General features: G+C 41.6%; 23 protein-coding genes. 16 read left to right on the top strand and 7 right to left on the bottom strand.

From position 1 onward, the window contains the following. Nucleotides 1-20 precede the first annotated feature (20 nt). Entirely contained in the window at nucleotides 21-1667 is a 1647-nt protein-coding gene (locus tag H6G79_RS00355; protein ID WP_190587872.1) for an AarF/ABC1/UbiB kinase family protein, read from the top strand. Between the two features lie 173 nt (nucleotides 1668-1840). After that, entirely contained in the window at nucleotides 1841-2821 is a 981-nt protein-coding gene (locus tag H6G79_RS00350; RefSeq protein ID WP_190587871.1) for an ATP-binding cassette domain-containing protein, read from the top strand. A 57-nt stretch (nucleotides 2822-2878) separates the two neighbouring features. Here H6G79_RS00350 and H6G79_RS00345 read toward each other — a convergent pair whose 3' ends face one another. After that, a complete protein-coding gene (locus H6G79_RS00345) occupies nucleotides 2879-3310 on the bottom strand; it encodes a hypothetical protein (RefSeq protein ID WP_190587870.1) in 432 nt (143 codons plus the stop codon). 155 nt (nucleotides 3311-3465) lie between these two features. On the opposite strand from H6G79_RS00345, the gene H6G79_RS00340 reads away from it, so the two are divergent. The 6 genes from H6G79_RS00340 to H6G79_RS00315 all read left to right on the top strand — a co-directional run bounded on the left by H6G79_RS00340 (nucleotide 3466) and on the right by H6G79_RS00315 (nucleotide 7590). Further along, nucleotides 3466-3603 carry a hypothetical protein gene (locus tag H6G79_RS00340; RefSeq protein ID WP_190587869.1) on the top strand — a complete coding sequence of 46 codons (138 nt, stop codon included), beginning with the start codon at nucleotides 3466-3468 and terminating at the stop codon, nucleotides 3601-3603. 47 nt (nucleotides 3604-3650) lie between these two features. Further along, the gene (gene psbQ / locus H6G79_RS00335; RefSeq protein ID WP_190587868.1) at nucleotides 3651-4115 is read left to right on the top strand and encodes a photosystem II protein PsbQ; all 465 of its coding nucleotides are present in this window, start codon (nucleotides 3651-3653) and stop codon (nucleotides 4113-4115) included. Nucleotides 4116-4272: 157 nt separating this feature from the next. After that, the gene (locus tag H6G79_RS00330) at nucleotides 4273-5337 is read left to right on the top strand and encodes an FAD-binding oxidoreductase (RefSeq protein ID WP_190587867.1); all 1065 of its coding nucleotides are present in this window, start codon (nucleotides 4273-4275) and stop codon (nucleotides 5335-5337) included. A 75-nt stretch (nucleotides 5338-5412) separates the two neighbouring features. After that, nucleotides 5413-6261 carry an alpha/beta fold hydrolase gene (locus tag H6G79_RS00325; protein WP_190587866.1) on the top strand — a complete coding sequence of 283 codons (849 nt, stop codon included), beginning with the start codon at nucleotides 5413-5415 and terminating at the stop codon, nucleotides 6259-6261. A gap of 191 nt (nucleotides 6262-6452) precedes the next feature. Continuing rightward, nucleotides 6453-7037 carry a protoporphyrinogen oxidase HemJ gene (gene hemJ, locus H6G79_RS00320; RefSeq protein ID WP_062294743.1) on the top strand — a complete coding sequence of 195 codons (585 nt, stop codon included), beginning with the start codon at nucleotides 6453-6455 and terminating at the stop codon, nucleotides 7035-7037. Between the two features lie 70 nt (nucleotides 7038-7107). After that, nucleotides 7108-7590 carry a hypothetical protein gene (locus tag H6G79_RS00315; protein WP_190587865.1) on the top strand — a complete coding sequence of 161 codons (483 nt, stop codon included), beginning with the start codon at nucleotides 7108-7110 and terminating at the stop codon, nucleotides 7588-7590. 152 nt (nucleotides 7591-7742) lie between these two features. Here H6G79_RS00315 and H6G79_RS00310 read toward each other — a convergent pair whose 3' ends face one another. The 4 genes from H6G79_RS00310 to H6G79_RS00295 all read right to left on the bottom strand — a co-directional run bounded on the left by H6G79_RS00310 (nucleotide 7743) and on the right by H6G79_RS00295 (nucleotide 11002). After that, a complete protein-coding gene (locus tag H6G79_RS00310) occupies nucleotides 7743-9803 on the bottom strand; it encodes a ribonuclease catalytic domain-containing protein (RefSeq protein ID WP_190587864.1) in 2061 nt (686 codons plus the stop codon). A gap of 184 nt (nucleotides 9804-9987) precedes the next feature. Further along, a complete protein-coding gene (gene rpsR / locus H6G79_RS00305; RefSeq protein ID WP_062296148.1) occupies nucleotides 9988-10203 on the bottom strand; it encodes a 30S ribosomal protein S18 in 216 nt (71 codons plus the stop codon). Between the two features lie 2 nt (nucleotides 10204-10205). Further along, complete coding sequence (gene rpmG, locus H6G79_RS00300; RefSeq protein WP_190587863.1) at nucleotides 10206-10400, bottom strand: 50S ribosomal protein L33; 195 nt, start codon at nucleotides 10398-10400, stop codon at nucleotides 10206-10208. 44 nt (nucleotides 10401-10444) lie between these two features. Beyond that, nucleotides 10445-11002 (bottom strand): RDD family protein, encoded by a 558-nt coding sequence (locus H6G79_RS00295; RefSeq protein WP_190587862.1) that lies wholly within the window; start codon nucleotides 11000-11002, stop codon nucleotides 10445-10447. A 126-nt stretch (nucleotides 11003-11128) separates the two neighbouring features. On the opposite strand from H6G79_RS00295, the gene H6G79_RS00290 reads away from it, so the two are divergent. Genes H6G79_RS00290 through glp form a run of 3 tightly spaced genes read left to right on the top strand, consistent with a single transcriptional unit; the run spans nucleotide 11129 to nucleotide 12844 of the window. Continuing rightward, a complete protein-coding gene (locus H6G79_RS00290) occupies nucleotides 11129-11311 on the top strand; it encodes a hypothetical protein (protein ID WP_190587861.1) in 183 nt (60 codons plus the stop codon). Nucleotides 11312-11316: 5 nt separating this feature from the next. Next, nucleotides 11317-11568 carry a hypothetical protein gene (locus H6G79_RS00285; protein WP_190587860.1) on the top strand — a complete coding sequence of 84 codons (252 nt, stop codon included), beginning with the start codon at nucleotides 11317-11319 and terminating at the stop codon, nucleotides 11566-11568. Between the two features lie 34 nt (nucleotides 11569-11602). Then, nucleotides 11603-12844 (top strand): gephyrin-like molybdotransferase Glp, encoded by a 1242-nt coding sequence (gene glp, locus H6G79_RS00280; protein ID WP_190587859.1) that lies wholly within the window; start codon nucleotides 11603-11605, stop codon nucleotides 12842-12844. A gap of 136 nt (nucleotides 12845-12980) precedes the next feature. On the opposite strand, the gene H6G79_RS00275 is transcribed toward glp, so the two are convergent. Continuing rightward, the gene (locus H6G79_RS00275; RefSeq protein WP_190587858.1) at nucleotides 12981-14006 is read right to left on the bottom strand and encodes an ABC transporter permease; all 1026 of its coding nucleotides are present in this window, start codon (nucleotides 14004-14006) and stop codon (nucleotides 12981-12983) included. A gap of 158 nt (nucleotides 14007-14164) precedes the next feature. Beyond that, nucleotides 14165-15817: an ABC transporter substrate-binding protein gene (locus H6G79_RS00270; RefSeq protein ID WP_190587857.1), complete on the bottom strand. Its 1653-nt coding sequence runs from the start codon at nucleotides 15815-15817 to the stop codon at nucleotides 14165-14167. A gap of 700 nt (nucleotides 15818-16517) precedes the next feature. Between H6G79_RS00270 and H6G79_RS00265 the strand changes: the two genes are divergently transcribed. From H6G79_RS00265 to H6G79_RS00245, 5 genes are all read left to right on the top strand, one after another. Then, nucleotides 16518-16844, top strand: coding sequence for a hypothetical protein (locus H6G79_RS00265; protein ID WP_190587856.1), 327 nt, complete (start codon nucleotides 16518-16520; stop codon nucleotides 16842-16844). Between the two features lie 198 nt (nucleotides 16845-17042). Beyond that, nucleotides 17043-17219 carry a hypothetical protein gene (locus tag H6G79_RS00260; RefSeq protein WP_190587855.1) on the top strand — a complete coding sequence of 59 codons (177 nt, stop codon included), beginning with the start codon at nucleotides 17043-17045 and terminating at the stop codon, nucleotides 17217-17219. A 254-nt stretch (nucleotides 17220-17473) separates the two neighbouring features. Beyond that, nucleotides 17474-19003 (top strand): photosystem II chlorophyll-binding protein CP47, encoded by a 1530-nt coding sequence (gene psbB, locus H6G79_RS00255; protein ID WP_190587854.1) that lies wholly within the window; start codon nucleotides 17474-17476, stop codon nucleotides 19001-19003. 94 nt (nucleotides 19004-19097) lie between these two features. Then, nucleotides 19098-19202 (top strand): photosystem II reaction center protein T, encoded by a 105-nt coding sequence (locus H6G79_RS00250; protein WP_015115729.1) that lies wholly within the window; start codon nucleotides 19098-19100, stop codon nucleotides 19200-19202. Nucleotides 19203-19563: 361 nt separating this feature from the next. Beyond that, nucleotides 19564-20583, top strand: coding sequence for a 30S ribosomal protein S1 (locus tag H6G79_RS00245; RefSeq protein ID WP_190587853.1), 1020 nt, complete (start codon nucleotides 19564-19566; stop codon nucleotides 20581-20583). Nucleotides 20584-20646: the final 63 nt, after the last annotated feature.

The raw sequence follows: 20646 nt of genomic DNA, 5'->3' as shown, positions 1-20646 counted from the left end.
TCTTGCAGTTGTTTACCATCATGTTCCTAACTCAAACTGTTCCTCGTCAACGAGAAATTATTGAAGTGGTGCTTCGGAATGGCTGGGATTATATGCGAAGGCTACTAACTGGTGGCAAAGCTGATGAACCCCAGCTACCTACCCCAGCAGTATTGAAAAATATTTTGGTAAGTTTGGGGCCTGTTTATATCAAGCTTGGTCAGTTATTATCGACTCGTCCCGATTTACTCAGTGCTGCTTACATTGAGGAACTGTCAACACTGCAAGACGAAGTACCGCCTGTTCCCTGGTCAGAAATAGAAGTAGTCATCCGCAAACAGTTAAAACTTCCCCTAGAAGAAGTTTTTCCCAAGATTAATCCCGTACCAGTTGCGGCGGGATCAATTGCCCAAACTCATCGCGCTACACTGGCTGATGGTCGGGAAGTCGCCTTAAAAGTCCAACGTCCAGGAATTGATACGACTATTGCCCAAGATATTGCTTTAATTCAGGGGATCGCTGATTTAGTGGCGCGGACTGATTTTGGGCAAACTTATGAAATTAAATCAATTGCGGAAGAATTTACCAAGGCTTTAGAAGCAGAGTTAGACTTCACAAGAGAAGCAGGTTTTACAGATCAATTACGCCGGAATTTAGCGAAAGGTCGTTGGTTTGACCCGCAACAAATTGTCGTGGCGGAAATTCACTGGCATCTGACATCAGAGAAATTGTTAGTGATGGAGTGGTTGGATGGTGTACCTTTACTGTCGGCAAAGTTGACCAGTGGTAATAATGGTAAAGATATTGCCACTCAACGTAAAGATATAACTACTTTACTATTTAGAGCATTTTTTCAGCAGTTATACCTGGATGGCTTTTTTCATGCTGATCCCCATCCCGGAAATTTATTTTATCTGCAAGATGGTCGGATAGCAATTTTAGATTGTGGGATGGTAGGCAGACTTGATCCCCGTACCCAGCAGATTTTAACAGAAATGTTGTTGGCGATCGTGGATTTAGATGCAGGAAGATGCGCTCAGTTAACTTTGCAACTATCCGATTCGGCACAGCCTGTAATTGTGGCGCGGCTGGAAAGTGATTACGATCGCATGTTGCGGAGATATCATAATGTCAGCTTGACGGAGATGAATTTTAGTCAAGTGATTTATGAAATTTTGCAAGTCGCCCGCAACAATAAAATTAGATTGCCCAGCAATATGGGCTTGTATGCTAAAACCCTAGCTAATTTAGAAGGTGTGGCTAGGGCATTTAATCCTGAGATTAATTTGTTTGATGAGGTGAAGCCCTTAATTACGGATTTGTTTCGTCGGCAATTAGTCGGGGAAAATCCAGTGCGATCGCTTTTGCGTACTGCCCTTGACCTCAAAAGTTTATCATTACAATCACCCCGACAAGTTGAACTTTTACTCGACCGTGTAACATCAGAAACATTACGTTGGAATCTATCTTTGCATGGTTTAGATGGTGTACGGCGCACAATGGATGATGCAGCCAATCGCCTCTCATTCAGTATTCTAGTAGGTTCACTGATTATGGGAGCAGCAATTATTTCCACCAAAGCCCAGACACCGCAACTATCGGTTTTAAGTAGTGTGTTATTTGCCGCCGCCAGTTTATTAGGATTGTGGTTGATTATTAGTATTTTGCGATCGGGGCGTTTGCGTTAGTTAACTTGCTTTACCTTGGCTTTACCAACCTCAAGGATAATACTGATCAATATTTAAAACCGCAGATAAACGCGGATGCACGCTGATAATTGGTCTATATATAGCAGTTGAAGCATAAGTTAGGACTATGTTTGTGGCTGAAATCGTCTCAGGAAGGTTTTAAGATAAATTTTATGCCGCATATTTTTGTTGAGAATTTAAGTAAATCTTATCCGGTGGCGATTAAAGAACCAGGTCTCGCTGGCACAATTACTCACTTTTTCCGCCGCACCTACCGTTCAATTCAAGCTGTTGAAAATGTTTCCTTTGAAATTACCCCTGGTGAAGTAGTAGGATTTTTAGGGCCGAATGGTGCTGGAAAAACTACCACACTCAAAATGCTCACTGGTCTGATTCATCCTAGTAGTGGGACAGTGAGAGTAGCTGGACATATCCCGTTTTTACGCCAAGAAGCATTTTTGCAAAAAATTACCTTGGTGATGGGACAAAAGCAGCAATTAATCTGGGACTTACCCGCAATAGATTCTTTAAAAATTAATGCTGCTGTTTACGACATTTCTGACCAAGAATTTTCTCACCGCGTAAGAGAATTAACAGAAATGCTAAACCTCCAAGGAAAGCTGACTCAACCAGTACGCAAGCTATCTTTGGGTGAACGAATGAAAGCAGAACTGTTAGCAGCACTTTTACATCGTCCGCAAGTATTGTTTCTTGATGAACCAACTTTGGGACTTGATGTGAATGCTCAGGTAGCAGTGCGAGACTTTCTGCGCGACTATAATCAGCGTTATCAAGCCACCGTATTATTAACTAGTCACTACATGGCTGATATTACCGCTTTATGTCAGCGAGTATTATTAATTCACCAAGGAAAGCTGATGTATGACGGTAGTTTAGATGGACTGTTAGAACGCTTCGCACCATACCGAGAAGTTCACGTAGAGTTAGCCCAGCCTTTATCAAGAGAAAAGCTCAAGTCTTATGGGGATGTGCAATCTGTAGACGGGCGAGCAGTATGTTTTATGGTAGAGCAACCAGCTTTGACTCGTACCGTATCTCAAATTTTGTCAGAACTAGAAGTCATCGATTTAGAAGTGAAAGAACCGCCCATAGAAGAAGTCATTGGGAAAGTATTTCAGGCGGGAGTCGTTTAGTAAGTGCTGAAAGTTATGAGTCTGAAGGTTAAAGAATGAAATTTCACACTTCATAATTCACACTTCAGACTTCTCATTAAACAGTTCTAAAATCTGCCGACAAAATTGTTTGAGTTGTTCGCCAATTTGTGCAGCAGGGAGAGACTCGCCCACAAAATTCCAGTTTTCCACTGTCGAAAGTCGCCAAGCCTCGCCACGATGATCAAATCCTGCTACTTCTATACCAATTGCCCGACGTAAGTTTGTTATCGGATCTTGATGAAACCGAATTTGAATCAAAACACTCCGACTCCGCCAGGATTTGCTGATTCCAGGAAAGTGAAAGCCAATGTCTATAGAATCTGGATCAACTAATTCTCTGGTTTCTGGGTCATTCTGCCAAGGTTTCAAATCCGATTTCGCATCGGGGAACTGGAGTTTGAATAAATTAACTACCGTAGCAATCTTGCTGGCGAGTTCAAGGTTAGTTGCCTGTTCAGCTGCGTTCACGAAAAAACACTCCTAAATAGTTGAGTCAGCTAAGGGGAATGTGACGACAGAAAACCGCCAGAAGGCTTATCTTATTAGTGTTTCAGCTTATCAAGACGTTTTAAATTTCGCAACTATAAAATTGCCTTTTCTTAACAATTGATTAAGTGTGAAGTATGAAATTATTGCTATATGAGCAATTATACTTAAATAAATTAGAAAAGTGGCTGACGTTAGATCAGTCTAAAAAAAATCTGAGAATTTTCCGCAAAATCATCTACTTGCTAGAACGAGAAATTACCTTGGCGATCTAAAATTACACTGTTAGCTGGCAAACGTTAAAAAAAGTTAAGTTCAGTTTATGGCGCGTCAACGCTCGATTTTCTCAATCATTCTGGTATTATTGGCTACATTTCTTATTAGTTGTGGTGGCCCTGGGGTCGTATCTGCACCTCCAACTTATACAGCAGATCAAATTGCTCAAATTCAGGAATATCTGCCTGAAGTTCAGACTGTGCGCGATCGCGCAGAAGAACTCCAAAACCTCATCGAAAAAAATGAGTGGATTAAGGTGGGTAACTTTATTCATGGCCCAATGGCAGAAGCTAGGCTGACCATGACTTACATCACTCCCCATCTTTTACCCAAAGACCAAACCGCAGCCCGTCAAATCACCAAAGATTTACTGAACCACTTGGTTAAAGTTGATCAAGCAGCTAGTAATGGCAATAGTTTAGTTGCCTTGAGTAACTACAAAGCTGCCTTTACAGATGTTGACAAATTCCTACAACTGTTACCAGAAGGTAGCAAACAAGCGGACTCTTAGGGATTGTTGAATGATAAGTTATGAGTTAGAAGAAAAAGGCTGAAGTTTGAAGTCTGTTCGCCCTTGGCGTTCCCGCAGGGTAGTATAAAATTAAAAAACCTTTTGACTTTTGACTTCCGCTTGCGGTTCTAACTCATAACTCCTCAATATCCCAGCAATGAGTCATGTAATTATTATCGGTTGTGGTGTCATTGGAGCCGCGATCGCCTATGAACTGAGTCAAGTAACAGGGTTGCAAATTACCGTTATTGACCAAAACCAACCCGCACAAGCTTCTACAGGTGCAGCCCTTGGGGTTTTGATGGGCGCTATTAGTCAAAAAATCAAGGGTAAAGCTTGGCGGCTAAGACAAACCAGTATTGAACGCTACGAAACCTTAATCCCCGAACTAGAAGCATTAACCGGACGTAAAATCCCCTTCAACCGTCAAGGTATTCTTCACTTGTCTTGGGAAGAGGAAAACTTTGAAAATTGGGAAAAACTAGTAAAAATTCGCGCCTCCCAAGGTTGGAATTTGGAAATTTGGGACAGGGCGAAACTCAAGAGTATATGTCCCCAAGTCAATAATGACAAAATTACTGGCGCAGTTTATTCACCTCAAGACCGTCAACTCGACCCCACAGCTTTAACCTTAGCCCTAGTAGAAGCCGCCCAAAAAAAAGGCGTAACTTGTCAATTTGGTGTGAATGTTGTCAATATCTCACCGACATCAGTTGAAACAACAGCAGGAAAAATCAATGCTGATTGGGTGATAGTGACGGCTGGACTGGGTTCTACACTCCTAACCGCCCAGTTAAACCAAAAAGTTGATATCCGCCCCGTTCTCGGACAAGCATTACAAGTACATTTAGCAAATTCCATCGGTAATCCTGAGTTTCAGCCGATGATTACCTGTAATGATGTACATATCGTCCCTGTAGGTGGTGGCGATTATTGGATAGGCGCAACGGTGGAATTTCCCACTGATGGCGATGAAATCCCGCCTAATCATGAATTATTAGGGGATGTAAGACAACAAGCGATCGCCTTTTGTCCAGAACTCGCCGCAGCAACTATCACCAGAACTTGGTCAGGATTACGCCCCCGCCCGGAAGGTCGCCCAGCACCTATCATTGAAAAATTAGCAGGATTTAACAATATCCTCCTCGCCACCGGACATTATCGTAACGGTGTGTTACTAGCCCCTGCAACAGCTTATGCGATTCGTGAGATGATTATTTGAGAATTCAGAAGTCAGGAGTCAGAATTCAGAAGAAAAACTGAATTCTGAATTCTCAGTTTTTATTAGGAAAGTAGCGTGGCTGTAACAGAAAATAAAGTAAAAATTGATTCTTTAGAGTGGTTTTATCGGGAAGCAGAACCGATTGGACAAAGTGATTTATTACCTGTAATCTTGCTGCATGGAATAGTCTCGCAAAGTTACAGTTGGCGTAATATTCTACCTGCTTTAGCTAGTCAAGGAACAAGAGCGATCGCACCAGATTGGATTGGCTATGGCTTTTCATCAATGCCAGAAAAACGCGATTTTGCCTACACTCCTGACGCATTTCTTACAGCTTTAGAAAAATTTATTCAAACCATCAAACTCGAAAGATTTTCTTTAGTTGTCCAAGGTTTCTTAGGTTCTGTTGGCTTACAATATGCCTTACGTCATCCTGAACAAATTGCCAATATTGCTATTTTAAATGCCCCCATTTCCACCGATGCTAAATTACCTTGGAAAATTAAACAAATGGGTTTTCCACTAGCAGGTGAAATAATGACTCAAGACCCTTTATTAGTTGACCGTACCCTAGAAGGTGGTAGTCGTTATCGTATCGAAGATAAAGATTTAGATGTGTATCGCCGACCTTTTTTGAAAACATCTGCGGCTGGTAGAGGATTACTATCAACTATTCGTAATTTGCAACTCCCCCAAGCAACGGCGGAAATTACATCTGGCTTTCAAAAATGGGAACAGCCAATATTAATTCAATGGGGGATGATTGACCCTTGGTTATCTGTAGATATAGCACAAAAATTTAGTGATTCTGTACCCAATGCAGAATTAATAAAACTTAATAACGTTGGACATTACGCCCAAGAACATTATTACCAGACAATTTTAGAAGATTTATTGCCCTTCATCAGACGTGTAGATAATTAGGCAGAAATAAATTTTGTCAAAATCGATATTATAAAAAGTGAAACCATAGATAAACACAGATAATTTACCTGTGTTTAATAAATAGCTCATTAGATGATTCAGCACAGTTTCTAATGCTATCGTAAGCAAATGTAGAGATTTTTCTGATAACTTACGATGTGTTATATCCACCTTAATGGAGATGATAATTCATGGCTTATTCTTGGTTCAAAGCATTTCATATTATTGGCATTGTAGTTTGGTTTGCTGGCCTATTTTATCTGGTGCGTTTGTTTATTTACCACGTTGAAGCCGAACAAGAACCAGAACCAGCACGCACGATACTGAAAAAGCAGTATCAAATTATGGAATTACGCCTTTATCGCATCATCACTACTCCGGGAATGTTGGTCACAGTAGCGATGGCGATTGGTTTAGTGAGTACCGAACCAGAAGTTTTAAAACAGGGTTGGCTACACTTCAAATTACTATTTGTCGCAATTTTATTGGCTTATCATCATTACTGCGGTCGCTTGATGAAGAAGTTAGCCAATGATGAATGTCGTTGGACTGGTCAACAGTTACGTGCTTTAAACGAAGCACCTACAGTTATGTTGGTGGTGATTGTGCTATTAGCTGTATTTAAGGACAATCTACCCACAGATATTACCGCTTGGGGAATTTTTGGTTTGATTATTTTTATGGCGGTGACTATTCAGCTATACGCCAAGAAACGCAAGCGTGATAAAGAACAATTAATGGCGCAAATCAACCAAGTTCCTCAAGAACAAAGTTAGACAAAAACGCCTGGGATATCTTACATTAAGAAATGTTAATAAATGTATTTGATATCTCAGGCGTAAATCAATGTCAGCAAAAGATTTAGGTAAACCCCGTCCGTTGTGGCGAGTAATTTTATTGTCTGTAATTACCGGGATGCTGTATTACGGCTGGTACAAATGGATTATTCAAGAAGAATTACGCCGTTATAACGGCTTTGGTTGGTCAGGAACCCTGAGTTTAGCACCGTTTGTTTTTGGAGTCGCAATTCCCCAAGCTTTACGCATCTTTGATCCTGATGTACCGGGGTGGTTTGGTTGGTTTTCACTGCTGGGTATTGTGTGGATTTATATTGTGCAGTTTAAGTTATATAAAACTGTGAATGAACTGTACCGCCAAGCAGGTTTAAAAGAACCCTTAGTAGTTTGGTGGCTATTTATCCCAGGATTAAATTTAATTGTTGGTTTACGACAAATCCATTTTTTAAGCCAATTTTGGGCAAAACAACAAGGTGTGGCTGTTCCAGATTATATTGCTGAAAATATTCCTTTCCTTTCTGCTAACGCTTAATATAAGAATCTGGTTTAATTTCCGATTTAATTTTTGGAATACACACTGCTAATCAGCATCTTTGGTGCGGTAGCAAGCAAGGATGCTGGTATCAAGTCATTTATATTTTAACGAAGACAGTTGCTACTAGCTTTATCTATAGACTGGTAGAATTAATTTGCCGCAGATTGAGCTTCTTGATATATGATTTCTTGGAATTGAATCATATCTTTTTGTGGGTCAGCAATACTCACTTTCACTAATAATTGTTCACCCAAGGTTACAGAACGTCGGAAAGCCATTGGTAACTGCAAGCCCAAATCTTCTAATAAAATTAGAGCCAAGTTACTGTCTTCACGCAACCACATTAAAACTGTGACTGACCAAACTTGCTCAGGATGACGACGGAGATATTCTAAAGCCCAATATCGATTAGTTTGTCTTTCTACCATTGTTACTTCTTGGGTGATGGTAGAAACAGTCATCATCACTTCTTTAAGTTGGTCGGCAGAAAATGGCAGCACTTCACCCCGTAAATGGGCTTTAAGTTGAAAATGGGTGAGTAAATCACTGTAGCGGCGGATGGGGGAAGTGGCTTGGGTATAAGTATCTAATCCTAAACCTGCATGACGGAGAGGTGTGATACTCATTTCACTCTTGGGCATACACCGCCGCATCGCACAAGCACGCACAAATCCGGCTGGAAGTTGAATTAATTCTTCTTCTGGGGGTAATTCTGGCTGGGGCTGACCGCGAAAAGGTAAGGGTATATTGTGAGTCTTGCCGTAACGCGCTGCTACTTCACCAGCAAGAATCATCATTTCTGCTACCAGTTGCCGTGATGAGGAATCATCTAAGATATCAATACTAATATCATCGCCTTTGACTTTAATCATCGCCTCTGGCATGTTGATACTGATGGCTCCTTGGTTGTAACGCCAAGATTTGCGTTTGATTGCCCAATTTGCGATCGCGGCAATTTCTGGTTCTGCTTGCACTCCTAATTCCAGCATCTCATCGACATCTTCATAGGTGAGGCGATAAGTCGGTTTAATCAAACTGGCGTGAATGCTGTAATCTTCTACTGCCCCATTGCTATTTAAAATAATCCCAAAACTCAGGGCGCAACAAATTCTCCCCTGTACCAAACTCATCGGCCCAGTCGCCAAGATTTCTGGGAACATAGGAACCATCCCTGTGGGCAAATAAACCGTACTTCCCCGCTTTCTGGCTTCTAAATCTAAGTCATCCTCTGGTTCTAACCAGCGCGTCGGGTCAGCAATATGTACCCACAATCTTTCTTGACCATCGCTGAGTGATTCCCAACTCAGACCATCATCTATCTCAGTGGTACTTTCATCATCAACTGTGTAAACCTTGAGATGAGTCAAATCCAGGCGATTTGCATCCAAGTCTGTTGTTGGGGAATCCAAACGCTGTTGCGCCACTTCTAACACCTTGCTAGGAAACTGAACAGGAATTGACGAACGACGCAGGAACAAGTTTTCATAGGGACTCCACCAACCCAGGTCTACTAATAATTGAAAAGCTCCTTGGGGGGTTCCAGGCCGCCCCAGCATATTCATCGTTTCTAAGACTGGCGCTGGAGGAGGATACGCCCTAGATAGCGCATCATATTTTACTCCCTCCCGCACAATATCAGCCATTAAAGCTGCGTATTTTTCTAATGCTTCTAGACGATGGCGATCGTGTCTTTGCCATTCTACTGCTTCACCTTTGAGTGCCTGTTCTACACGCACTAAAAATTCTTGCTGTCCCTTGGCTTTGAGGGTTTCTACTTCTATTTGATGTTTACGTTCGGCTACTTGGGCGGTTGTACGCGGTTCATAAGCATCGCCTTTTTGCTTGAAGTAGAGTTTGTCATCTGATAACAAGCAATGGGCTGCATAACAAGGGGCTGGTTCTGATTCCGAAAATAGCAGATTCGCCATTTGCGAGGGGGTGACTGCTTCTCCATCTTCCACCAATAATTCCCAAGCCACTTCTAAGCTAGATGGGTCTAAATATGGCTTGACTTCTTCCTGAAATTTCGGAATCTCCGAGGACTTGTAGGTTTGTCCGTTTACTGTATATGTAATTTGTCTTGGCGCGAGGCTGTGGGATTGACCACGCTCATCTACCACAAACCAACGGGTCTTACCATCTGGACGATCTACCACACCCAGACGGCGATCGCCTTGAACCCTAAATTCAACTAGCGTCCCCTTCTCCACAACTCTCGCACTCTTATAATTTTAGATTTTGGATTTTGGATTTTAGATTAAATAATCTTGAATCCCAGAATTTTTATGTAGGAACCAATTTTACACTTTATTATTCAGATTTGAGATTTTGGACTCAGAAAGACAAAGCTTTTCTTGTTAATCCAAAATCTAAAATCCCAATCTTAAAATTGATTTAGCCTTCAGCGTTGATGAACGGTAACAATGCGACAATCCGCGCCCGTTTAATTGCTAATGTTAAATCTCGCTGTTGCTGACAAGTCAGCCCAGTGATCCGCCGAGGTAGAATTTTGCCTCGTTCGGTAATAAACTTACGCAGTAAATCAACATCCTTGTAATCGATTGGCTCTCCTGGCTTAATTGGAGACAGACGACGACGATAATAACTCATCTTTACTTGATTTCCTTGTGAACGGTATGTTTGTTGCAGTGGGTACAGAACTTGTTGAGTTCTAAGCGGTTGGTCGTATTACGACGGTTCTTCATGGTGGTATACCGGGACACACCAGGAGAACGCTTGTCTGGATTACTACGACATTCGGTACATTCTAGTGTCACGATAATGCGAGCACCTTTACTCTTAGCCATAATCTTACAAACAGTAAAGCCTGAAGAGAAATTTACACAAATGACTATCTTCGCACATTTCGTTGCAAAGTATCAACTAAACGCTTGATTTTGATATCGAGCGAGTAGCCCCGACGCGATGAAACTATAAAAGTTCTAGCGTAACGGTCATGCAAAGCTTGCCGTAACTGGGGATCGGAGAAAGCTGCACCACAGTCTATTGCCAGAGGAAGTAATAGCAGTATAGCAGTGGGATTTGCTCTCAGGTTGCCAAGGGCGATCGACACCAACAAAGCACCAAAGCCAATTATAGCTTCTCGCTTCACCAGTGCCAGCAACTCTGGAATTCTCCCTACTACTTGCCCATTTTCCACTTCTAGGATTTTCAAGTCAAAAGCCCAGCGTCCTAAACTTTGCCCTCGATTATTAAATACCAGCACTACCCGTAAAATCAGCCAACAAAGGATAAAAACTAAAATCTGGACAAATTGAATACCAAGGCTACTACTCCCAAATAGGGAACTGACTAACCAAGCACCTAAAAAATCCAACCCCAAAGCCAGACCGCGCCGCCAAATCTCAGCTTTGGGATAGTGTTTTTGCGGAATCCTTTCAATAGTCATATAAAACAGGTATTTTTATTAGATATGGAAAAATAATCTATGCTTCTATTCTTAATATTAAAGTGATGGCTGGGTGATTGCTTTGCAGAAAAAGCCTGAAATCACGCCTAATAAATATAAAACAGTATGACTGAGGAAAATCAACCAGAAGAGGAAAAGTTTGACCCAGCAACGGATAATAGAGACTGGTCAGCAGCAGCCACAGAATTAGCTTGTTTTGCACTTGCTAGAAGTAACGGAAAGCGGTTAGTTAAAATTATTAATACTGGCAATGAGCCGCTACCATTTATTTGTATTTTTGAGGATTAGCCAGAATGACATCCACAGGGACAACCGCTAATCAAATCCCCGTTAGCATCATCATTCCGATGCTAAGTGCTATTGATGACCGTGATTATCCGCTTTTTAAAGAATTGGAAAAAACTTTTGTCACTCAGTATGGTGTTGAAGTATGGCAAGATGTTTTTAATTTTCGCGTCTTACCAGCCCTTGACCAGCAATCTAATAAATGGCTACTACAATCATGGTGTAGCAAGGGAATTGTAAGTATTCAGGATATAGCTTGAATATTTTTTAGGTGCATTACCGGAGTCTTTCACCATGTTATCAGTTAGCGATGCAGAAGCAATTATTTTAAATTTGGTACAACCGTTAGATGCGGAACACGATATAGAAATTGTAGATTTATTGGCGGCAAGCGATCGCATTTTGGCAAACCCCATCACCAGTCAGCTAGATTTTCCCCATTGGGATAATTCGGCGATGGATGGTTACGCAGTCCGTTATGCAGATGTACAGCAAGCTAATGCCCAAAACCCAGCTATTTTAGAGATTGTCGAAGAAATTCCCGCCGGATATCAACCTAAAACCACAATTCAGCCAGGACAAGCAGCACGCATTTTTACTGGTGCGGTAATTCCAAGTGGTGCGGATACTATAGTTATGCAAGAAAGGACAAGCCGCGAAGAAAATCGCGTGTTTATTCAAGTCGCACCCCAACCGCAAGAATTTGTCCGCCGCAAAGCATCTTATTACCAAGCCGGAAATCAACTTTTACCCCCAGGAATTCAGTTAAAAGCGCCGGAAATTGCTGTTTTAGCAGCAGCACAATGTCCCCAAGTCAAAGTTTATCGCCGTCCGAAAGTGGCAATTTTTTCAACTGGTGATGAATTAGTCACACCAAAAACACCATTACAACCAGGACAAATTGTCGATTCTAATCATTATGCCTTGGCAACTTTAGTTAAAGAAAGTGGTGCAGAGCCTTTATTATTAGGCATTGTGAAAGATAATCCTGTGGCTTTACAAGAAACCATTGCTTACGCCATAGCGAATGCTGATATTGTGCTTTCTTCTGGTGGGGTTTCTGTTGGTGAATATGATTATGTTGATAAAATTTTGGAAGATTTAGGAGCGAAAATTCATATTCGGGCTGTGGAAATGACACCGGGGAAACCATTAACTGTGGCGAATTTTCCTCAGCAAAATTCAGCAATTTATTTTGGTTTACCAGGAAATCCTGTTTCAGCTTTAGTAACTTTTTGGCGATTTGTGCAACCAGCAATTAAAAAATTAGCTGGACTTGCTGAAGGTTGGGAGGCAAAATTTATTAAGGTGCGATCGCGTGATGAATTACGCGCCAATGGTAAACGCGAAACTTATATTTGGGGAAAATTAAATTTAGTTGCTGGTGTTTATGAATTTCACAAAGCTGGCGGTACTCACAATTCTGGCAATTTAATTAACTTAGCTCAAACCAATGCCTTAGCAGTTTTACCAGTAGGTCAAACCTTAATTGCAGCAGGCGAAGAAGTGCAAGTTTTATTAATTGCTGCGGTTTAACTTACAGCATTTTTCGGCTGAATGCAGTACAAGTTGATAGGAGATAGAGGCTAGAGGCTAGGGGCTAGAGGCTAGATAAATGTCTTTTATTGCGATGAAAAACGCTGTATCAGCTTTGATAACCGCCTTTTTCTCCTTAATACCTGATGCGTGGGTCAACGTAAGCATTAATAATATCAATTAAAATGCTTGCCCCAACAACGATCGCACCAAAGAATACCAAGACACCTTGGACTGTGGGATAATCGCGATCGCTGATTGCTTGATATAAGCGATTAGCTAACCCAGGCCAAGAAAATGTCACTTCCGTTAAAATCGCACCACCCAACAACGAGGCAAAGGTCAATCCTAACACCGTAATTACGGGAATTAGCGCATTCTTTAAAGCATGAGAGACTAAAATTTTATTTTCTGCAATGCCTCTGGCTCTCGCTGCTTCTACATAGTCAGCACGTAGAGTTTGTTTTAAATTCACCCGGACAATACGCTCAAAAATTCCACTTAACAAAATGCCCAAAGTCAAACTTGGTAGGGCAAGATGGTGCAAAGAAGCAAAAAACTGCGTCAAATTACCACTCAACAAACTATCAAAGGTATATAACCCAGTAATTGGTGATGGTGGCGGTAGTGTCGGCGGAAAACGGTTAGAGTTGGGAAACCAACCCAGTTGCACAGAAAAAACTAACTGTAACAGCATTCCCGCCCAAAACATTGGTAAAGCATAAGTAATAATTCCAAATAACCTTCCGCCTATATCAAAATAAGTTCCTGGACGAGAAGCAGAAAGCGTACCTACCAAAATCCCAACAATCAAAGCAACTGCCATACTAAATACAGCTAACTCCACTGTCGCTGGAAAATACTGTCCGATGATGTCCCAAACATTTTGTCCGCGACTGGTTAAAGAAGTTCCTAAATCAAAGCGCAGTAAGTTGCCTAAATAATTTAAATACTGCAACCAAATAGGTAAATTTAATCCTAATTGCTTACGTAATTCTTCCTTTGCTGCTTCTGGCGCACGTCCACCCAAAATCGCATCAGCAGGGTCTCCGGGTGTCGCTCTTAATAATAAAAATACGATAGTAATGATAGTTAAAAGTTGTAATGGTGCTAGGAGCAACCGCGAAACAATGTAATATTGTAGAGCTTTGGAACGGGACATTTTTATAAAGTCTGAATTATGAAGTCTGAAGTCTGAAAGTTAAAGGCGTAAGTGTGAATTATGAAGTCTAAAAGGTGAAAGAGAAGAGATGAAGTGTAAAAGCTAAAGCTTGCATAACCGAAAATGCAATTTGTATTTCACACTTCACACTTCATTCCCTATTTTTTGATTGTTTTATAAATCAAATTCTGAGTAGGGTCAAGCTGCACGTTACTGACACCTTTTTGAGCAAATACATAGTCTTTGTTTTGCCACAGGGGAACATAAGGTACATCATTAAGTACTTGGGTTTGAATTTGAGCAAATATTTTCTCCCGTGCTGCGGGATTTTGTTCTTTGCGTTGTTGGTCGATGAGTTTATTCATGGTTTCGCTATAGTAAAACGAACCTTGAGTTTGACTACCGCCATCTTCACAACCTTTAGCATCAGACCCTTTTTGACAAGCTAAGAAGGGTTGAACATAGTTATCAGGATCTAAAAAGTCAGGATACCAATCAAGCAATGCTGCGGGATATGAACCTTTAGAAATGTCTTTAAAGAAAGTCGGCCCTTCGACTGTATTGACTTCTAATTGAACGATACCCTCCATTTTAGTATCAGCCAGTGATTTCAGGGTTTGCGCTGCTAAACTACGAGTCGGTGAACTGGAAGGATACCACAGTGGAATTTTGACAGGATTATCTTTAGAGTAGCCAGCTTTAGTTAATAATTCCTTGGCTTGATCAAATTTACCGTCACCATATTTATCTTTAAATAATGGTTGGGAGACATTGAAAGTAGTCGGAATCATACTGTAAAGTGGATCAGCTTGACCGTATAAAACTCGTTCATTTAATAGTTGACGGTCGATAATTGCTGCGATCGCTTGTCTTACTTCTGGTTTATCTAAAGGTTTTTGGTTGCGATTTAATACCAGATAACTGACTACACTACCTTGGGCTGTAATCGCTTGCCAATCTCCTTTTTTACCACCATCTTCTAAACTGCGAATTTGGTCAGGTTGTAGTGATAAATAAGCTACATCTACTGCACCTGTCCGAAAGGCATTAAACAAGTTAACTGGACTGGTTTGAATTTGGACATTAACCCCTTGATTTACTGGTTTTTCTCCCCAATATTTATCAAATACATCCATCCGCAGTGAATCTGTACCATACTGCGCTAATTTATAAGGGCCAGTCCCAACAAATGTGTTGGGTTGAAATTTACCAGCACCCAATTGATATGCTTTGGGTGAAACTGCACAAACTCCCGAAAATGCGAGTAAAGAAGGAAATGCTGCAAAGGGTTTTTTGAGTTTAATTGTTAGCTCATTTTCACCTGTCGCGGTGACTGAAGCTACTGTATCAGCTAATAAAAAAGAAGGTTTACCTTTATTTTCAATAAATCGCTTAATACTAAACTCCATTGCTTTGGCGTTGAAGGGTGTGTCATCGTGAAACACAACTCCTTGGCGCAGTGGGATAGTGTAAGTTAAACCGTCTTGGCTGACTTTGGGTAAACTTGTCGCCAGTTGGGGTTTAATTTCTGTGCTACCTGGTTCGTAAGTATAAAGGCGATCGCTCATATTAAACACTAAACCCAAAGATGCCAACTCGTAAGCATCGGCTGGATCTAATGTCCTTGGTTTGGCAGTTGTCCCAATAGTAATACGACCATCACCCCCAGGCGTATTGGTATTACTCGATGGCGTGGTATTTGCTTGTGGTCGCGTACCACAACTAATGACTAAAAATAAACACAGACAGAACAGAGAAACGAATTGAGTCAACCGACCCCATCTTCGTATAGAAAAGGGAAACAAAGTCATACCTTTGAAATTTTTTCAATTAGCGGTCAGTAATCATACTATATGTCTGGCAATAATACCCAATTTTTTATAATTCAGGCAGGCTCAAGTTAGCCAATAATACTGAATTTACCCATAAAAACTAAATCTCAAGGTTTTAGCACGATTGTAGGGGTATGAGGGTGTAAGGGTGTAAGGGTTTTGAATACTTACACCCCATACCCTTTCACCCTCACACCCAATCCCCACAGAAAATTTTGATGCGTAAATCCTACATCAATGTAATTTGATATTACAGATGTTAAAAGCATAATTATTGAACTTATATCAAAAAATGTTACAAAAACTCATTTTGTTGCTTCGGTATTTTAAGGTGATATTTTGAACCATTTGAATTTAAAATTCCAGCAACTTTATAAGACAGTCTGTATATGTGAAAATCCGCAAAATTTCAGATTAAATACTGAAATTTATCAACACCATAAAATTGTCTTAAAAGAATAAGATTTTTTCAAATAAAATTTGTTAAGCTGCTCAATTAGCTCTCATCCTTCGCATTTCAAGTTAGCCTTTTAACTGATGAGAGTGCCTCATACAAAGCATAATCAGGAATCTTGGCATCATAGCTGGATGAGCCAAGCTGCTTTATTTAAAACATCTACTGAGTCAATTTTGTGGGTGTAGATATCAAAATTTATAGTCAAAATAGCGAGATAAAACCGTGAAATATTTTTTTCTTTCGGAAGGATGGAATATTGGTAGAGTGTGGTCATCTGATGGGTTGTGGCAAATCACCGCATGGCGACGGCAACCAGATATTCAGAGGATGAATATTTGTATAGTAGAAAACAATGAATTACTCTGGCTTTATCGTACAGAAGAAGCAGTTTTAACAATAGAAGTTAAACCCTCAACCTCAGAAATTGCCACTCAAACAATCGGTCAAGTAGTACTTAAGCGTCTAATGAGTGCTGAACAGGTAATTGAACGTCTCAATACAGCCGAAGCCAAGTGTCAGCTACAAAACATCCATTTGGTGACACAGTAATTTAACTGAAAGTATTGCCCAAAAACATTCTCTTTTGAGAGTGGGGTTTAGGGGTGTAAGTGGCATAAATGAGCTAAAATCATGCACCCTTACACCCTGAAGCCCTTACACCCATTCTCAAGAGAGAATTTTTGTGCTTAAGTCCTAGAGAATTACGTAAATGAAATTGTGACGGAGATTTGTGAGAAGATAACACAGATGGAATACCGATCGCATCGATTTACCCGCTTGCAAACAATTCCATCAATAGTTACACTTTTTAAAACATTCTCATTTTTGCATGGCGATCGCGTAGACGACTACAAAGCTGCTGCCAACAAGGTTAGCTCGCTCGATTACCCGAATACCAACCCGGTATTTGCCGAGTTCTATTAGAACCAGGGAGAATTTTATGAAAAAATTCTTGGAGAAGACAAGCGATCGCAACCCCAAAAGGTAAAGCAACCGCAGCGTCTAAGTGTTGCCAAAGCCACACAGTCTGTCTTGTAAAGACTGAGCCGTGGTTAAACTCAGAACCCTGGCAATAAAAAAACTCAGAGAATTCTTTAAAAAAGCGGTCTTCGCCAATTTAAAGAACTCAGTAAATAAATTGCTTTGTAAACATAACTCTTCGAGGAGGAGCGTAGTCGATGGGACTACCTTGGTACCGAGTACATACAGTTGTTCTGAACGATCCAGGGCGGCTGATTTCTGTACACTTGATGCACACAGCCCTGGTGGCAGGCTGGGCTGGTTCAATGGCGTTATATGAACTCGCTATTTATGACCCCAGCGACCCTGTTCTCAACCCCATGTGGCGACAAGGGATGTTCGTGCTGCCCTTCATGGCACGTCTAGGTGTTACCCAATCTTGGGGCGGCTGGAGCGTCACTGGTGGCCCTGCTACCGACCCTGGTTTTTGGTCTTTTGAAGGTGTGGCTGCTGCTCACATCGTACTTTCTGGTTTATTATTCTTAGCCGCAGTTTGGCACTGGGTTTACTGGGATTTGGAACTCTTTAGAGATCCTCGGACTGGTGAACCAGCACTAGACTTGCCAAAAATGTTTGGTATTCACCTGTTCTTATCTGGTTTACTTTGCTTTGGCTTTGGTGCATTCCACCTCACCGGACTTTACGGCCCTGGGATGTGGATCTCTGACGCTTATGGAGTCACAGGTAGCATCCAGCCAGTAGCACCAGAATGGGGGCCAGATGGCTTTAACCCCTTTAACCCTGGTGGTATTGTGGCTCACCACATCGCCGCAGGTGTAGTTGGTATTATTGCTGGTTTATTCCACCTCACAGTTAGACCACCCGAAAGGTTATACAAAGCCCTACGGATGGGTAACATTGAAACCGTACTTTCCAGCAGTATTGCGGCGGTATTCTTCTCGGCTTTCGTTGTGGCTGGTACCATGTGGTACGGTAGCGCAACCACCCCCATCGAACTGTTTGGCCCTACCCGTTACCAATGGGATCAAGGCTACTTCCGTCAAGAAATTAACCGTCGTGTACAAGCCAGCGTTGCTGGTGGTTCAAGCTTGTCTGAAGCTTGGTCACAAATTCCTGAAAAACTGGCATTCTACGATTACGTTGGTAATAGCCCCGCCAAAGGTGGTTTGTTCCGTACAGGCCCTATGGTTAAGGGTGATGGTATTGCTCAGTCTTGGCAAGGTCACGCAGTATTCACAGATGCTGAAGGTAGAGAACTGACTGTCCGTCGTCTACCTAACTTCTTTGAAACCTTCCCCGTAATTTTGACCGACAGCGATGGTGTTGTCCGCGCTGACATTCCTTTCCGTCGGGCAGAATCTAAATATAGCTTTGAACAAACTGGTGTCACCGTTAGCTTCTATGGTGGCGACTTAGACGGTAAGACCTTCACAGATCCTGCTGATGTGAAGAAATATGCTCGTAAAGCTCAAGGCGGCGAAATCTTTGAATTTGACCGCGAAACCTTGAACTCTGACGGGGTATTCCGTACCAGTCCTAGAGGTTGGTTTACCTTTGGACACGCAGTATTCGCTTTACTGTTCTTCTTCGGTCACTTATGGCACGGCGCTCGGACAATCTACCGAGACGTATTTGCTGGTGTAGAAGCCGACCTAGAAGAGCAAGTCGAATGGGGTCTGTTCCAGAAAGTGGGTGATAAATCAACCCGCCGTAAGGAAGCCCTCTAATTATTTAGTGCTGAGTAATGAGTAATGAGTTCTGAGTAAAATCCTGAACTTAGCACTCGGAACTCAGCACTCAGAACTTTAAGGAGCTTTTGAAATGGAAAGCGTTGCATACATTTTAATTTTTACTTTGTGCATAGGCGTTCTGTTTTTTGCGATCGCCTTCCGCGAACCTCCCCGCATTGAGAAAAAAGACGAGTAGTAGGTTACTATTACCAAGCTTTCAACACAAAATATCCGCCGTTAGCTATAACGGCGGATATTTTAATGAATATTTAGAAGGGTATCAGGGTTTTGATCACATACACCCCTTCACCCCCAAACCCTTGATTTCCAAACCCTTGATTTTTAGTTTTGCTGCCTAAATCCTACTTATGGCTGATAGCCAAATGCCATTGTCTATATGATATAATCTTCTATCTGGAAGTTGATATGTGTTAACACTAGCTTTCTACGCTAGGATTAATAAGGGACGTAAGCGTATACTGGTCTTCAGTGGCTTACACAGGCATTATCATTATGTCACAAAACTTTACGGAGACTAGAACCAGGAACAAATCAGCATGGTCAATCAGAACATAACCGCTACAGAAATTGGATTTACTCACGAAGATTTCGCTGCTCTACTTGACAAATACGACTATCACTTTAGCCCTGGAGATATTGTACCAGGAACGGTTTTCAGTATAGAGCCGCGCGGCGCTCTGATTGACATCGGTGCTAAAACAGCAGCATATATCCCCATACAAGAAATGTCTATCAACCGGGTAGATGCCCCGGAAGAAGTTTTACAATCAAACGAAACACGGGAATTTTTCATCCTCACCGATGAAAACGAAGATGGTCAGTTGACCCTTTCGATTCGCCGTATTGAATATATGCGGGCTTGGGAGCGTGTACGTCAGTTGCAAGCTGAAGATGCAACTGTTCGTTCTGGTGTATTTGCAACAAACCGTGGTGGTGCATTAGTACGGATTGAGGGATTACGCGGATTTATCCCTGGTTCCCACATTAGTACCCGCAAACCCAAAGAAGAATTAGTGGGTGAAGAACTCCCTTTGAAGTTCTTAGAAGTAGACGAAGAACGTAACCGCCTAGTTTTATCTCATCGTCGGGCGCTGGTTGAACGTAAGATGAACCGCCTCGAAGTTGGCGAAGTAGTAATTGGTACAGTTCGCGGTATCAAGCCTTACGGTGCTTTCATCGACATCGGTGGTGTCAGTGGCTTGTTACACATCTCGGAAATTTCTCACGAACATATCGATACACCTCACAGTGTGTTCAATGTCAATGATGAAGTGAAAGTGATGATCATTGATTTGGATGCTGAAAGAGGACGGATTTCTCTGTCTACCAAACAGTTGGAGCCAGAACCCGGTGATATGATTAAAAACCGTGATTTGGTTTACGATAAAGCTGAAGAAATGGCAGCTAAATATCGTGAGCAACTGTTAGCTAAACAACAAGGTATCACTGCACCTCCGACTGAGGAAGCTGTAGCTGAAGAAGAGATTCCAGCAGCTATTGAAGAAGAAATTCCCGTAGCTATTGAAGAAGAAATTCCCGTAGCTATTGAAGAGTAAGATTAATAGATAATTGCATTCAATTTTGAAAAAAGAGGGATATCCCCTCTTTTTTTATGACAT

Source organism: Anabaena sp. FACHB-83, assembly GCF_014697485.1.
Taxonomy (GTDB): domain Bacteria; phylum Cyanobacteriota; class Cyanobacteriia; order Cyanobacteriales; family Nostocaceae; genus Nostoc_B.
This window is presented reverse-complemented; position numbering and strand designations above follow the sequence as displayed.

Coding starts and splice junctions, on each gene's coding strand:
- H6G79_RS00330 (WP_190587867.1), top strand. CDS start 4,273: ATGAGTCATGTAATTATTATCGGTTGTGGTGTCATTGGAGCCGCGATC.
- rpsR (WP_062296148.1), bottom strand. CDS start 10,203: ATGAGTTATTATCGTCGTCGTCTGTCTCCAATTAAGCCAGGAGAGCCA.
- H6G79_RS00275 (WP_190587858.1), bottom strand. CDS start 14,006: ATGTCCCGTTCCAAAGCTCTACAATATTACATTGTTTCGCGGTTGCTC.
- H6G79_RS00250 (WP_015115729.1), top strand. CDS start 19,098: ATGGAAAGCGTTGCATACATTTTAATTTTTACTTTGTGCATAGGCGTT.
- H6G79_RS00340 (WP_190587869.1), top strand. CDS start 3,466: ATGAAATTATTGCTATATGAGCAATTATACTTAAATAAATTAGAAAAG.
- H6G79_RS00270 (WP_190587857.1), bottom strand. CDS start 15,817: ATGACTTTGTTTCCCTTTTCTATACGAAGATGGGGTCGGTTGACTCAA.
- H6G79_RS00245 (WP_190587853.1), top strand. CDS start 19,564: ATGGTCAATCAGAACATAACCGCTACAGAAATTGGATTTACTCACGAA.
- H6G79_RS00295 (WP_190587862.1), bottom strand. CDS start 11,002: ATGACTATTGAAAGGATTCCGCAAAAACACTATCCCAAAGCTGAGATT.
- hemJ (WP_062294743.1), top strand. CDS start 6,453: ATGGCTTATTCTTGGTTCAAAGCATTTCATATTATTGGCATTGTAGTT.
- H6G79_RS00290 (WP_190587861.1), top strand. CDS start 11,129: ATGACTGAGGAAAATCAACCAGAAGAGGAAAAGTTTGACCCAGCAACG.
- rpmG (WP_190587863.1), bottom strand. CDS start 10,400: ATGGCTAAGAGTAAAGGTGCTCGCATTATCGTGACACTAGAATGTACC.
- H6G79_RS00355 (WP_190587872.1), top strand. CDS start 21: ATGTTCCTAACTCAAACTGTTCCTCGTCAACGAGAAATTATTGAAGTG.
- psbB (WP_190587854.1), top strand. CDS start 17,474: ATGGGACTACCTTGGTACCGAGTACATACAGTTGTTCTGAACGATCCA.
- H6G79_RS00260 (WP_190587855.1), top strand. CDS start 17,043: ATGGAATACCGATCGCATCGATTTACCCGCTTGCAAACAATTCCATCA.
- H6G79_RS00350 (WP_190587871.1), top strand. CDS start 1,841: ATGCCGCATATTTTTGTTGAGAATTTAAGTAAATCTTATCCGGTGGCG.
- H6G79_RS00315 (WP_190587865.1), top strand. CDS start 7,108: ATGTCAGCAAAAGATTTAGGTAAACCCCGTCCGTTGTGGCGAGTAATT.
- H6G79_RS00285 (WP_190587860.1), top strand. CDS start 11,317: ATGACATCCACAGGGACAACCGCTAATCAAATCCCCGTTAGCATCATC.
- glp (WP_190587859.1), top strand. CDS start 11,603: ATGTTATCAGTTAGCGATGCAGAAGCAATTATTTTAAATTTGGTACAA.
- psbQ (WP_190587868.1), top strand. CDS start 3,651: ATGGCGCGTCAACGCTCGATTTTCTCAATCATTCTGGTATTATTGGCT.